The organism is Pantoea sp. PGP6, assembly GCF_053474785.1.
Window position 1 is genome coordinate 3,342,374 of record NZ_JBQBMA010000001.1, and the last position, 13,650, is coordinate 3,356,023.

The following is a 13,650-nucleotide window of genomic DNA, read 5'->3' on the forward strand; positions in this document are numbered from 1 at the left end:
TTCTTTTTGTTACCACTGCTTAAAAACTATTATTTTACCCGCCCTGCCCCGCCCCCTAGAATAAACGCAGCACATTAACAGAGGTTGGAATGAACGATAATAAAATGACTCCGGTGGAGCTGCGCGCCACATGGGGCCTCGGTACGGTCTTTTCCCTGCGCATGTTGGGAATGTTCATGGTCCTGCCGGTATTGACCACGTATGGCATGGCGTTACAGGGCGCGAGTGAAACCTTAATCGGCCTGGCCATTGGTATTTACGGCCTTGCTCAGGCCATATTTCAGATTCCTTTTGGTCTGCTTTCCGATCGTATTGGTCGTAAGCCGCTGATCGTCGGCGGACTGCTGCTGTTTGTGCTGGGCAGCGTGATCGCGGCCTGCACCGAATCGATCTGGGGAATTATTCTGGGCCGCGCCTTACAGGGGTCCGGTGCCATTGCCGCCGCCGTGATGGCGCTGCTGTCGGATCTGACGCGCGAACAGAACCGCACCAAAGCGATGGCCTTTATCGGCATCAGTTTCGGCATTACCTTTGCGATTGCAATGGTGGTCGGTCCCATCGTCACCCACGCGCTGGGTCTGCATGCGCTGTTCTGGATGATTGCGATCCTGGCGTCGCTCGGCATCGTGATTACCCTGCTGGTGGTGCCGTCCGCCTCACACCACGTGCTGAACCGCGAATCCGGGATGGTGAAAGGCAGCTTCCGTAAAGTGCTGGCCAACTCCCGACTGGTTAAGCTGAATATCGGTATTTTCTGCCTGCACGTCCTGTTGATGTCGAGCTTTGTCGCCCTGCCCGGCCAGTTTGAACAGGCGGGCTTCCCGGCACCTGAGCACTGGAAAGTCTATCTCGCCACGATGCTGATCGCGTTTGCTGGCGTGGTGCCGTGTATCATCTACGCCGAAGTGAAGCGTCGTATGAAGCGGGTATTTGTCGGCTGCGTCGGGATGATCGTGGTGGCAGAAATTGTGCTGTGGGGCGCGGCGGGCCACTTCTGGACGCTGGTCGTCGGCGTGCAGCTGTTCTTCTTCGCCTTCAATCTGATGGAAGCGATTCTGCCGTCGCTGGTGAGTAAAGAGTCCCCTGCCGGTTATAAAGGCACGGCGATGGGCCTCTACTCCACCAGCCAGTTCCTCGGCGTGGCGGTGGGCGGCAGCATGGGTGGCTGGGTCTTTGGTCACTTCGATGCGCAAACGGTATTCCTGGTCGGTGCTATAGTCGCCGCCGCCTGGCTGTTTGTCAGTATGACGATGCAGGAGCCGCCGTATGTCAGCAGCCTGCGGCTGGTGCTGAGCGATGCGGCACTGGCAGCGCCGAATCTGGAGCAGCGTCTGAAAGCCCAGCCGGGCGTTAACTCTGTGTTTATCGTGCCCGAAGAGAAAAGCGCCTACATCAAAATTGATAGCAAGGTTACCAGCCGCCCTGAGCTGGAAGCTCTGCTGGGTAGTTGCTAGCTTAAAAAATTTTAGTGATAACGTCAGCTCGTTTCGCTTCAGGATCGAGCTGGCTCAGGGAACACGGTCAGATCGGAAAGTCGCAAGAGCCGCCATCCATGGCACGCTCGGCCCGCGCCGTCCTGGTGCGGGACGCTTTCTTCCTCTGACCGTGTTCCCTGCGCCCCTGAGCTTTTGAATTGCTGCCAGGAGCAACCGCATTTAAATTTGTGAGTAGCCTCAAACCCAGTTCAATCCTGGCTCCAGAAAGTTCATAACTTAAGCAATATTGGTCAGCCCCCACTCAACAGCTTCAAACCCGGCACAAGCCTTACTTACAGACGACTCATAAATTGAAAGCGATGGGAGCCTGTGCCTGTAGCAAAGCATCGCGGGCCAAGGATGGCCCGCGCTGAGCCGCCATGGATGGCGCTTTTGCGTCTTTGCGAAAGGCACAGGCTCCCTGAGCCGGAACGCTATCATCCAGACGACCTCTCGCTCAACAACAAAAAACCGGCCTTAGCCGGTTTTTTTCACTACCTTCAGGCTGAGGAAACGCAGCCTGTCCCGCTTAGTCGCGGAAGTTTTTAAACTGGAACGGCTGTCCAAGGTTGCTGCCGCGCACAATCGCCATAGCACCCTGCAAGTCATCACGCGCTTTGCCGGTAACGCGTAACGCTTCACCCTGAATCTGGGTCTGCACTTTCAGCTTGCTGTCTTTGATCAGCTTCACCAGCTTTTTCGCCACGTCGCTTTCAATGCCTTTTTTCAGTTTGGCATCGACTGCCCAGCTTTTACCGCTGTGCTCAATCTCTTCCGGCACCTCTAAGGCACCGCCTTCAATTCCGCGCTTCAGCAGTTTCTCACGCAAAATATCGACCAGCTGTTTGACCTGAAAATCGGACTCGCTGGTGATTTTGATGGTTTCATTCTTTTCGTTGAGCTCAAATTCGGCGCTCACGTTGCGGAAATCAAAGCGGGTAGACACTTCACGGTTGGCATTTTCCACCGCATTGCGAATTTCCTGCAGATCGACTTCTGAAACGATATCGAAAGATGGCATCTCTTCTTCTCCTGACGCTAAAGTGACATGCATAATACGCGTCTTACGGTGCTAAATAAAATCAGGCTGCACACAACGCTATACTTGTTCTGTGACAGTGAAGAATAAATAGATAGCCCGCCAGCGGGAGGCAGTATGAAAATTACCGTGTTAGGTTGCGGTGCTCTGGGTCAGGTGTGGCTCACAGCGCTGGCTCGCCAGGGACACGAGGTTCAGGGTTGGTTGCGGGTACCACAGCCCTATTGCTCAGCCAATGTCGTCGATCCGCAAGGCAACATTTCAAACCGCACCTTTATAGCTAACGATCCGCTGTTTCTGGCTGAGAGCCAGTTACTGCTGGTGACACTGAAAGCGCCGCAGGTCTCGCCTGCGGTTAAAAACCTGGAAAGCGTGCTGGCGGAAAACTGCCCGGTGCTGCTGCTGCATAACGGTATGGGTACGCTGGAGGAGCTAAAAGGGCTGACCCAGCCGCTGCTGCGCGGTGTTACTACCCATGCGGCAATGCGCGACGGGACGGTAATCAAACACATCGCCAGCGGTATCACTCACATCGGGCCGGGCAACCGTAAAAGCGCCGCTTACAGCGATATCGCCGACATCCTGCATCATGCCCTGCCCGACGTCGCCTGGCACGACAATATCCGCGCCGCCTGCTGGCGTAAGCTGGCGGTTAACTGCGTCATCAACCCGATGACGGTGGAATATGATTGCCAGAACGGTGCCTTACGCGCCTATGCCGATCAGATCGCGCGGCTGTGCGATGAGATCAGTTGGGTGATGGAGCGTGAAGGTCAGAACGTCGCCAGCGAAAGCCTGCAGGATATTATTTTCGATGTAATTGAAAGCACCGCGGCCAATACCTCTTCGATGCTGCAGGACGTTCGCGCCCAGCGCCTGACCGAAATTGATTATATCAGCGGCTTTCTGCTGCGCCGCGCCCGAACTCACGGCCTGGTGCTGACGGAAAACAGCCGGCTGTACGACATTGTTAAACGTAAGGAGTCCTATTATGTCCGCGAACGCATCGGTACTGGTTTGCCTGGCACATGGCAGTGAAGAGACCGAAGCCGTCACCACCATCGATCTGCTGGTGCGGGGTGGATTAAAGGTGGTTACCGCCAGCGTTGAGAGTGATGGCAGCCTTGAAATCCGCTGCTCGCGCGGCGTGCGTTTGCTGGCCGATGCCCCGCTGGTTGAAGTAGCCGACAACGATTATGCCGCGATTGTGTTGCCCGGCGGACTGAAAGGTGCCGAGACGTTTCGCGACAGTCCGCTGCTGGTTGAAACGGTGCGCCAGTATCACCTCAACGACAAAATCGTGGCGGCCATCTGTGCCGCGGCCGGTACGGTACTGGTGCCGCACGACCTGTTCCCGGTCGGCAACATGACGGGCTTTCCCGGATTGAAACAGACGATACCTGAAGAGAAATGGATGGAACGACGGGTGGTCTGGGATCCGCGGGTGAAACTGCTGACCAGTCAGGGTCCCGGTACGGCAATGGATTTTGCCCTGAAGCTGATCGATCTGCTGGTGGGAAAAGAGAAAGCGCGCGAGGTGGCCGCACAGCTGGTGCTGGCACCGGGCATTTACGATTATCAGGCCTGATAAGATTGAAGGCGGCCAGTCAGGACCGTGCTGGTCCCGACTGGCCGTGTTACCGGCGTAGATCGACTATGGACGGTAAACTTTGACGTTCTTATAGCCCTGCTCGTGCAGGTAAAGAGCCTGCAGACGACTCATCACGCCGCGATCGCAGTAAAGCAACCAGGTACGGTTCTGGTCGAGATCGCCAAACTGGCTGCTGAGTTTATAAAACGGCAACGATTTCACTTCGGTGGCGTTGAGCTTTAATGGATTCTCTTCCTGCTCGTCGATCGCCCGGATATCCAGCACGATATCATTATCGCCCAGCGAGGCCACGGTTTCGACTTCCACCACCTCTTCTTCGGTCTGTTCGGCGATGGTCCGGATATCGACGTTGGTCGCTTCTTCCACTACCCGATTGAGGATATCGAAGTCGAAATTCTGCTCTTCTGCCTCAATCTTCGCCTTAACCGCTTTCACCGTCGGGCTTTTTGAGATCACGCCGCAATATTCCGGCATAGTGCTGGCAAAATCTTCGGTGCCGATTTCACGCGCTATCTTGATGATGTGTTCTTTATCATGCGAGATCAGCGGACGCAGAATCAGGGTGTCCGAGGCGTTATCAATCAGGCGCAGGTTAGTCAGCGTCTGGCTGGAAACCTGGCCGACCGCTTCACCGGTCACCAGCGCCTGTACGCCGTAGCGCTCAGCAATCATCGACGCGGCACGCACCATCATGCGTTTCAGCACCACGCCCATCTGGCCGTCATCCACTTTTTCGAGGATTTCACCTACTACCGGCTCGAAGTTAATCGCCACGAAGCGAACGCGGTGCGAACGGCCGAAGCGATTCCACAGATAGTGCGCGACCTGACGGACGCCAATTTCATGCGCTGCGCCACCCAGATTAAAGAAGCAGTAGTGCACACGACTACCGCGACGCAGCAGCATGTAGCTGGAGACGCCGGAGTCGAAGCCGCCGGATATCAGCGACAGCACATCTTCCTGGGTACCGATCGGGAATCCGCCCAGCCCTTCGTAACGCGCTGTCACCAGCGTCAGACGGTTCTCTTCCACTTCAAGGTTCACCGTCACGTCCGGATTTTTAAGCTGTACCCGGGCGCTCTCGATGTGCTGGTTCAGCCCGCCGCCGACATAACGTTCCACGTCCTGCGAACTGAAGCTATGCTTACCACGACGTTTAACGCGGACGCAGAAGCTTTTTCCTTCCAGGCTGTCGCGATACTGGGCTAAGGTCTGTTCAAAGATGTGATGAATATCGGTGTACTCACGATCTTCAACCGCCAGAACGTGATGAATCCCTGGAATGCGCGTCAGCTCATCAGGAATAATTTCCCCGAGCGCCGGATTTTTCGAACGCACTTCAATGTGATCCCAGTAACGCACTACCGCGATCTCATCACTGACCGTCTTCAGGACATTGCGGATATTGCTGGCAAGAATCTTAATAAAGCGCAAACGCACCGACGGACTCTTGATGGTGATTTCAGGAAATAACTTGATGATAAACTTCATGGCGACACAGCTTCGTTGGGCAAATAAGTGCTAAAACAGGCAGCACTTAGCTGGTAAAATCACAAAATTGCGGGCTGCATGGCGCAACCGCATCCGAGGCGCAGGAGTATATCACCTTTGTCAGGTGACTGCTTCTTCAACAGCCGCCGCATTGATTATTTTGCTAATCATTTGGTCTCAGCTACCATGACCGATTGCAGGATAATGTCCCAACCGTGAGTCGACCCGAAATATGCCGAAAAAAGCCGAACAGCCAGCCAGCTTTGAAACGTCATTGCAGCAGCTGGAACAGATAGTCAGCCGTCTGGAAAGTGGTGAACTGCCGTTGGAAGAGGCGTTGAATGAGTTTGAACGGGGCGTGCAGCTGGCGCGTACCGGTCAGCAAACGTTGCAACAGGCTGAACAGCGTGTGCGCATTTTGCTGAGCGATGATAAAGATGCCGACCTCACCTCTTTTACCCCGGAAAACGACTAATGGATTTTGCCCAGATGCTCAACGGGTATCACCAGCAGGTGAATGCCGCGTTGACGCGCTTTATAGAGCCACTCCCTTTTCAGAGTTCTCCTCTGGTTAATGCCATGCATTATGGGGCATTATTAGGCGGTAAACGTCTGCGCCCTTTTCTGGTTTATGCCACCGGCGAAATGCTCCATGCCGACCCGGCGAGTCTGGATGCGCCCGCTGCGGCGGTTGAATGCATCCACGCGTACTCCCTGATTCATGACGATCTCCCTGCAATGGACGACGACGCACTGCGTCGCGGGCAGCCGACCTGCCACATTAAATATGGCGAAGATACCGCGATACTGGCTGGCGATGCATTACAGACGCTGGCCTTCTCGATTCTGACGGATGAGCCGATGCCTGGCGTCAACGCGGAGTATCGGCTGATGATGCTGTCAGAACTGGCGCGGGCCAGCGGCGTGGCAGGCATGTGTGGCGGCCAGGCGCTGGATCTGGCGGCAGAAGGTCAGTCGGTCGATCTGGTGCAGCTGGAGCAGATTCATCGCCATAAAACCGGCGCACTGATTCGGGCTGCGGTGCGGCTGGGTGCGCTGGCGGCGGGCGAAGCAGGTCGTGCAGCATTACCGGCACTTGACCGCTATGCTGATGCTATCGGGCTCGCCTTTCAGGTGCAGGACGATATTCTGGATGTGGTGGGCGATACCGCGGTTATCGGAAAACGTCAGGGTGCCGACCAGCATCTCGGTAAAAGCACCTATCCTTCACTGTTAGGATTAGAACAGGCCCGTGCCAAAGCGCGGGATTTGTATCAGGAAGCCCTTGATGCATTAGAAATTCTCGCAGCGCAATCTTATAACACCACAGCATTGCAGGCGCTGGCGAGCTTCATAATTGAACGCGACAAATAACTTCCATAATGAGTCTCTGATGAGTTTTGATATTGCGAAATACCCGACACTGGCGCTGGCAAATACGGTTCAGGAGCTGCGCGCCCTGCCGAAAGAGAAGCTGCCGGCGCTCTGTGATGAACTGCGTCAGTACCTGTTAGACAGTGTGAGTCGCTCAAGTGGCCACTTTGCATCGGGTTTGGGCGTGGTCGAACTGACGGTTGCGCTTCATTATGTCTATAACACCCCGTTCGATCATCTGGTGTGGGATGTCGGCCATCAGGCTTATCCGCATAAAATTCTGACCGGTCGTCGCGATCGCATCGGCACCATTCGCCAGAAAAATGGCGTGCATCCGTTTCCGTGGCGCGGCGAAAGCGAATATGACGTACTGAGCGTTGGCCACTCATCGACCTCGATCAGCGCCGGTCTCGGCATGGCGGCGGCGGCAGAGCGTGAAGGCCTCGGTCGTCGCACCGCCTGTATTATCGGCGATGGCGCGATCACCGCTGGTATGGCGTTTGAAGCGATGAACCACGCGGGCGATATCAAACCTGACATGCTGGTGATCCTGAATGATAACGAGATGTCGATTTCAGAGAACGTCGGCGCGTTAAACAACCGGCTGGCGCAGATCCTGTCGGGCAAAACCTATGCGCGCCTGCGCGAAGGCGGTAAGCGGGTGCTGACTGGCCTGCCGCCGATTAAAGAGCTGGTGCGCCGCACCGAAGAGCATCTGAAAGGCATGGTGGTGCCGGGTACGCTGTTTGAGGAGCTGGGCTTCAACTATATTGGTCCGGTCGACGGCCATGACGTGCTGACGCTGGTCAATACCCTGAGCAACATGCGTAGCCTGAAAGGGCCGCAGTTCCTGCACATCATGACCAAAAAAGGCAAAGGCTACGCCCCGGCGGAAGAAGATCCGATCGCCTGGCATGCGGTGCCAAAATTCGATCCCGCCAGCGGTGAACTGCCTAAAAGCGCAGAAGGCCTGCCGAGCTACTCAAAAATCTTCGGCAACTGGCTGTGCGAGATGGCAGCCGACGATCCGAAACTGATGGCGATTACCCCAGCGATGCGGGAAGGCTCCGGCATGGTCGGCTTCTCTCGCGAATATCCCAACCAGTATTTTGATGTGGCGATCGCCGAGCAGCATGCGGTGACCTTCGCGGCCGGGATGGCAATTGGCGGCTACAAGCCGATCGTCGCCATCTACTCCACCTTCCTGCAGCGCGCCTACGATCAGCTGATCCATGACGTGGCTATCCAGAAACTGCCGGTCCTGTTTGCTATCGATCGCGGCGGCATTGTTGGCGCGGATGGCCAGACCCATCAGGGCGCGTTTGATCTGGCGTATCTGCGCTGCGTGCCGGATATGGTGATCATGACGCCAAGTGATGAGAACGAATGCCGGCAGATGCTCTACACCGGCTACCACTATCAGGATGGCCCGAGTGCGGTACGTTATCCGCGCGGCACCGGCATCGGCACGCCGCTGGCACCGCTGCAAAGTCTGCCGCTGGGTAAAGGCGTTGTGAAGCGCCAGGGCGAAAAACTGGCGATCCTTAACTTCGGTACTCTGTTACCCGAGGCCGCTGCGGCGGCGGAAGCGCTCAATGCCACGCTGGTGGATATGCGCTTCGTTAAGCCGCTGGATGAGGCGCTGATTGCTGAGCTTTCGACCCGTCACGAGGCGTTAATCACGCTGGAAGAAGGCGCGATCAAAGGCGGCGCGGGTAGCGGCGTCAACGAACTGGTGATGGCAAAACGTCTGCGCATTCCGGTGCTGAACATCGGTCTGCCCGACGAGTTTATCCCGCAGGGTACGCAGGACGAAATCCGTCATGACTATTTGCTGGACGCCGAAGGCATTCAGCAACAGATCGCCGCCTGGCTGGCACAGTAACCTCCCTTCCCTGCGCTTCCCTTTGGGGAGCGCAGCCCCTGCTATGCTTATTCACTGCTAAAAATCATGCGCTATGCCGCGGGAGTCATTATGAAAACCATTCAACTGGGTAATACCGATCTGCAGGTTTCACGTCTCTGTCTCGGCTGTATGACCTATGGTGAGCCGACGCGCGGGAATCACGCCTGGACGCTGCCGGAAGCCAGCAGTCGCCCGCTGATTCAGCAGGCGCTGAATGCCGGCATCAACTTTTTTGACACCGCCAACAGCTACTCCGATGGCAGCAGTGAAGAGATCCTCGGCCGGGCGCTGAAAGATTTTGCCCGCCGCGATGAGGTCGTGGTCGCCACCAAAGTCTACTTCCCGCTGACTAATCTGTCGCAGGGCCTGTCACGCCATAATATCCTGCAATCGATTGATGACAGCCTGCAACGCCTTGGCATGGAATATGTCGACCTGCTGCAGATCCACCGCTGGGATTACGACACGCCGCTGGAAGAGACGCTGGAAGCGCTGCACGATGTGGTGCAGGCCGGTAAAGCGCGCTATATCGGCGCCTCATCAATGCATGCCAGCCAGTTTGCCCAGGCACTAAGCCTGCAGAAGCAGCAGGGCTGGCATCGCTTCGTCAGCATGCAGGATCAGTACAACCTGATTCAGCGTGAAGAGGAGCGCGAAATGCACCCGCTCTGCCTGCAGGAACAGATCGCGGTGCTGCCGTGGAGCCCGCTGGCACGCGGCAAGCTGACCCGTCCGTGGGGCGAAACCACGGCGCGATCGACCTCGGATAAGGTGATGGCCTCGCTGTATGCCAATACCGAAGAGAACGATGCGGCGATTGCGCAGCGGCTGGCGCAGGTGGCTGAGGATAAAGGCGTCACCCGGGCGCAGGTCGCACTGGCGTGGCTGCTGAGTAAACCCGCCGTGACGGCTCCGATTATCGGTGCCTCGCGGGCTGAGCAGTTCGATGATTTGGTTAAGGCGGTGGATGTGACGCTGAGTGAGGCTGAGATTGCTACGCTGGAAGAGGTCTATCAACCGCATCAGGCGGTCGGATTCGAATAAACGCTGACGCCCGCACCTGACCGCAGAGTTCGCGGAGTTAAGGTGCGCGGCGATAACGGCATCCCATGCGGGATGCCGACCACCGTTTTAGCCGGCCAGCCAGATACCGATGCCGTACAGCATCGCGGCGGCAATCACGCCAGCAATAATATCGTCAACCATGATGCCCATGCCGCCATGCACGTTGCGATCGAACCAGCGTATCGGCCAGGGTTTCCACATATCCAGAATGCGGAACAGCACAAAGCCGCCCAGCACCCACTGCCAGCTGTTGATCGGGATCGCCATCAGGGTGATCCACATGCCGATAAACTCATCCCAGACAATGCTGCCGTGATCGTGAACGCCCATATCTTTGGCGGTGCGATGGCAGAGATAGACGCCGACGCAGATCCCCACCAGCACCACCAGCGAATAGAGATCCTGCGGCAGATGCGTCATCAGCCACCAGAAGGGGATCGCCGCCAGCGAGCCCATGGTGCCCGGTACCACCGGGCTGAGTCCGCTGCCAAAACCGGTTGCCAGCAGATGCCACGGATTGCTCATCCGCAGGCGGCCTTTTGCCACGTCGTTATTTAGTATCAAAGTGATCAAACCCTTTATGGCGGAACGTCGCTGGCTTGCCGTTTTCCAGCAGCATCAGCCCTTCCGACTCCGGTGCCATCTGACCAATGCAGGTATAGGGCACGCCAAGGTGGCCGAGCGCCACATCCAGCGCGCCGCGGTTCACCTCGGGTACGGTGAAGCAGAGTTCATAATCTTCGCCACCGCTCAGCGCCCAGCGTAAAACCTGCTCGGGTTCGAAGTGATCGCGTAGCGCGGCGGAAAGCGGTAACGCGTCGAGATTAAGGCGCGCGCCACAGCCGCTGGCTTTCAGCACATGGCCGAGATCAGAGATCAAACCGTCCGAAAGATCGACCGCTGAGGTGGCCAGAGAACGCAGCGCCTGCCCCTGCAGAATGCGCGGCATCGGCCGCAGATGGCGTTTAATCAGCGCTTCATGAACCGCCGGATCGCTGATGCGGCAGTGATGTTGCAGCAGCGCCAGGCCGGCCGCACTGTCACCCAGCGTGCCGGTGACGTAGATCCAGTCACCCGGTTTTGCGCCCGAACGTTTCAGGGCGCGGCCCTGCGGCACCAGGCCGTGAATCGCCAGCGTCAGGCTCAGAGGGCCACGAGTGGTATCGCCGCCCACCAGCTGCATATCGTAATATTCCAGCAGCTCGAACAGGCTGGCGCTGAAGGCAGCGAGCCAGCTCTCATCGACCTGCGGCAGGGTCAAGGCCAGCGTCAGCCACGCCGGATCGGCGCCCATAGCGGCAAGGTCGCTGAGGTTAACCGCCAGCGCTTTGTAGCCTAAGTCGGCAGGATGAATATCCCGTAAGAAATGCACGCCCGCGACCAGGGTATCGGTACTGATCGCCAGCGTCTGTTTTTCCGGCACGCTAAGTAACGCACAATCGTCGCCGATACCGAGTTCGACATCACGACGGCTGCGCGTTCTGCGGTTGAAGTAGCGTGCGATGAGTTCGAATTCACCACAAGACATAATTACGTTCCGCTTAACCCTTTATGAAAAAAGGCCGGCAAGCCGGCCTTTTTGTTTATTTGCGATGGGGTCGAATCTGTGGACCGGCTTTATCCAGTACGCCGTTAACAAATTTATGACTGTCTTCAGCGCCGAACACTTTCGCCAGCTCAATCCCTTCGTTGATGGCCACTTTATAGGGCACATCAGCGCGTTTGCTCAGCTCATACAGCGAGATACGCAGGATAGCTTTTTCGACCTGGCCCAGCTCTTCGAGCTGACGCGACAGGTAAGGCTTCATCAGTCCATCCAGATACGCACTGTTGGTCGCCACACCGGACAGCAGTTCGCGGAAATAGCTAATATCGACGTCTTTGACGTCTTGTTCCGCCAGAAACTGGTATTCCACATCGGCAATGTCGTTGTTGGACAACTGCCAGGAGTAAAGCGCCTGAACAGCGCACTCACGGGCGCGACGACGAGCAGCAGGTTTCACAAAATTCCCCTTACAAAAATCAGGCTTTGATGGCTTTCAATACGTTGATCATTTCGAGCGCGGTCAGGGCCGCTTCGGCACCTTTATTACCGGCTTTGGTGCCAGCACGCTCAATGGCCTGCTCGATATTTTCGGTGGTCAGCACGCCGAACGCGACAGGAATCTCGCTGTTCATGGCAACGCTGGCGATACCGGAGCTGGCTTCACCGGCCACATATTCGAAGTGAGCTGTGCCACCACGAATTACCGTGCCCAGTGCAATAACGGCGTCATATTTGCTGGTGTTTGCCAGTGCGCGCGCTGCCAGCGGCAGTTCATACGCACCCGGAACCCAGACTACGGTGATATTGTCATCTTTGACCTGGCCAATACGTTTCAGGGCATCAACTGCACCATCCAGCAGGCTGTCATTAATGAAGTTGTTAAAACGCGCAATAACGATGGCAACATTGGCCTCAGGCGTTGCAACAGCAGCTTCGATAACTTTCATACTTATCCTTTCAGGGGGTTTGTTTGGCCCCGCGCAGGGGGGCGGATTCTATCATACTCTTCGGCGGCGTGCTCTCGCTTTTCCGTCCGTGTTATTGCGGCGTCAGGGTCAGGCGTAAATCCTCACCGACCTGGCGAACGTCGCGGAAAATCAGGCCTGGCGCATCAGCCAGACGATCAAGGCCCGGTAACTGGCACAGGCCGCGTCCCTGGTCGCCGAGTAATTTCGGTGCCAGATAGACAATCAGTTCATCGACCAGTCCGGCCTGCAGCAGCGCGCCCGCCAGGCTGGCACCCGCTTCGACCCAGACGCTGTTCACCTGACGCTGACCCAGCAGCATCATCATCGCCACCAGATCCAGCTGCTGTTCGCGCAGCGGCACGGCGATCTGACTGACGCGCTCTGGCCAATGCTGCTGATCGGGTTGATGGCGCATCAGCCAGGTTTCACCCGGCTGGTCAATGAGCCGATGCTGCGGCGTCACGCGGTTCTGGCTGTCGACAATCACCCGCAGCGGCTGCCGCAGTTGCTGTTGATCAAGTAACGCCTGGGTGTCCGGGTTGAGTTCGGACCAGCGCACCGTCAGCGACGGATCGTCAGCCAGCACCGTGGCGCTGCTGCTGAGGATCGCGGCACTTTGCGCCCGCAAGCGCTGCACATCGCGACGGGCGGCCGCCGAGGTGATCCACTGGCTTTCGCCATTCGCCATCGCGGTGCGGCCATCCAGCGAGGCACCCAGCTTAAGCTGGATCCACGGAAAACCGGTACGCATCCGCTTCAGGAAACCGCGATTCAGCGCTTCCGCCTCTTCCATCATTAGCCCGTGGCTGACCGCAATCCCGGCCTGATGCAGCCGGTGCAATCCGCGACCGGCAACCTGCGGGTTGGGGTCCTGCATCGCGGCGACCACCCGGCTCACGCCAGCAGCAATCAGCGCGTCGCTGCAGGGTGGCGTGCGACCATGATGGCTGCACGGCTCCAGCGTTACATAGGCGGTGGCACCGCGTGCTTTATCACCGGCCATCCGCAGAGCATGCACTTCTGCATGAGGCTCGCCGGCGCGCTGATGCCAGCCTTCGCCCACCACCTGACCGTCACGGACAATCACACAGCCCACATTCGGATTGGGCATGGTGGTAAAGCGGCCGCGGCGCGCCAGTTCCAGCGCGCGCGCCATGTAGATTTCATCGGTCAT

Annotated in this window: 14 protein-coding genes; 7 read left to right on the forward strand and 7 right to left on the reverse strand. The window is 57.3% G+C overall.

The window, feature by feature from the left end; all coding sequences use genetic code 11:
• Positions 1-89 precede the first annotated feature (89 nt).
• Entirely contained in the window at positions 90-1,454 is a 1,365-nt protein-coding gene (locus ACLIBF_RS16325; protein ID WP_448310121.1) for an MFS transporter, read from the forward strand.
• Between the two features lie 550 nt (positions 1,455-2,004).
• Here the strand turns inward: ACLIBF_RS16325 and ACLIBF_RS16330 are convergent.
• On the reverse strand, positions 2,005-2,496 hold the full coding sequence (locus ACLIBF_RS16330) for a YajQ family cyclic di-GMP-binding protein (protein ID WP_003852530.1): 492 nt from the start codon (positions 2,494-2,496) through the stop codon (positions 2,005-2,007).
• 135 nt (positions 2,497-2,631) lie between these two features.
• Here ACLIBF_RS16330 and panE point away from each other — a divergent pair, with 135 nt between their 5' ends.
• Together panE and yajL are read left to right on the forward strand one after the other, a co-directional pair.
• Positions 2,632-3,552, forward strand: coding sequence for a 2-dehydropantoate 2-reductase (gene panE / locus ACLIBF_RS16335; protein WP_069727939.1), 921 nt, complete (start codon positions 2,632-2,634; stop codon positions 3,550-3,552).
• Positions 3,506-4,102: a protein deglycase YajL gene (gene yajL, locus ACLIBF_RS16340; RefSeq protein ID WP_031374683.1), complete on the forward strand. Its 597-nt coding sequence runs from the start codon at positions 3,506-3,508 to the stop codon at positions 4,100-4,102. Before panE ends, yajL begins: the two co-directional genes overlap by 47 nt.
• Before the next feature lie 66 nt (positions 4,103-4,168).
• On the opposite strand, the gene thiI is transcribed toward yajL, so the two are convergent.
• The gene (gene thiI / locus ACLIBF_RS16345; RefSeq protein ID WP_031374684.1) at positions 4,169-5,617 is read right to left on the reverse strand and encodes a tRNA uracil 4-sulfurtransferase ThiI; all 1,449 of its coding nucleotides are present in this window, start codon (positions 5,615-5,617) and stop codon (positions 4,169-4,171) included.
• Positions 5,618-5,849: 232 nt separating this feature from the next.
• On the opposite strand from thiI, the gene xseB reads away from it, so the two are divergent.
• The 4 genes from xseB to ACLIBF_RS16365 all read left to right on the forward strand — a co-directional run bounded on the left by xseB (position 5,850) and on the right by ACLIBF_RS16365 (position 9,941).
• Positions 5,850-6,092 carry an exodeoxyribonuclease VII small subunit gene (xseB, locus tag ACLIBF_RS16350; RefSeq protein WP_031374685.1) on the forward strand — a complete coding sequence of 81 codons (243 nt, stop codon included), beginning with the start codon at positions 5,850-5,852 and terminating at the stop codon, positions 6,090-6,092.
• On the forward strand, positions 6,092-6,991 hold the full coding sequence (ispA, locus tag ACLIBF_RS16355) for a (2E,6E)-farnesyl diphosphate synthase (RefSeq protein WP_069727938.1): 900 nt from the start codon (positions 6,092-6,094) through the stop codon (positions 6,989-6,991). The genes xseB and ispA overlap by 1 nt, the downstream gene beginning before the upstream one ends.
• Before the next feature lie 19 nt (positions 6,992-7,010).
• Positions 7,011-8,876, forward strand: a complete 1,866-nt coding sequence (gene dxs / locus ACLIBF_RS16360; RefSeq protein ID WP_046288486.1) for a 1-deoxy-D-xylulose-5-phosphate synthase — start codon at positions 7,011-7,013, stop codon at positions 8,874-8,876.
• Between the two features lie 90 nt (positions 8,877-8,966).
• Positions 8,967-9,941 carry an aldo/keto reductase gene (locus ACLIBF_RS16365; RefSeq protein ID WP_089562046.1) on the forward strand — a complete coding sequence of 325 codons (975 nt, stop codon included), beginning with the start codon at positions 8,967-8,969 and terminating at the stop codon, positions 9,939-9,941.
• A gap of 87 nt (positions 9,942-10,028) precedes the next feature.
• Here ACLIBF_RS16365 and pgpA read toward each other — a convergent pair whose 3' ends face one another.
• The 5 genes from pgpA to ribD all read right to left on the reverse strand — a co-directional run bounded on the left by pgpA (position 10,029) and on the right by ribD (position 13,650).
• Positions 10,029-10,523, reverse strand: a complete 495-nt coding sequence (gene pgpA, locus ACLIBF_RS16370; RefSeq protein ID WP_084227773.1) for a phosphatidylglycerophosphatase A — start codon at positions 10,521-10,523, stop codon at positions 10,029-10,031.
• Positions 10,513-11,490, reverse strand: coding sequence for a thiamine-phosphate kinase (gene thiL, locus ACLIBF_RS16375; RefSeq protein ID WP_031374689.1), 978 nt, complete (start codon positions 11,488-11,490; stop codon positions 10,513-10,515). The genes pgpA and thiL overlap by 11 nt, the downstream gene beginning before the upstream one ends.
• 55 nt (positions 11,491-11,545) lie before the next feature.
• On the reverse strand, positions 11,546-11,965 hold the full coding sequence (nusB, locus tag ACLIBF_RS16380) for a transcription antitermination factor NusB (protein ID WP_031374690.1): 420 nt from the start codon (positions 11,963-11,965) through the stop codon (positions 11,546-11,548).
• Between the two features lie 19 nt (positions 11,966-11,984).
• Complete coding sequence (gene ribH, locus ACLIBF_RS16385) at positions 11,985-12,455, reverse strand: 6,7-dimethyl-8-ribityllumazine synthase (protein ID WP_031374691.1); 471 nt, start codon at positions 12,453-12,455, stop codon at positions 11,985-11,987.
• A gap of 91 nt (positions 12,456-12,546) precedes the next feature.
• Positions 12,547-13,650 (reverse strand): bifunctional diaminohydroxyphosphoribosylaminopyrimidine deaminase/5-amino-6-(5-phosphoribosylamino)uracil reductase RibD, encoded by a 1,104-nt coding sequence (gene ribD / locus ACLIBF_RS16390; RefSeq protein WP_046288488.1) that lies wholly within the window; start codon positions 13,648-13,650, stop codon positions 12,547-12,549.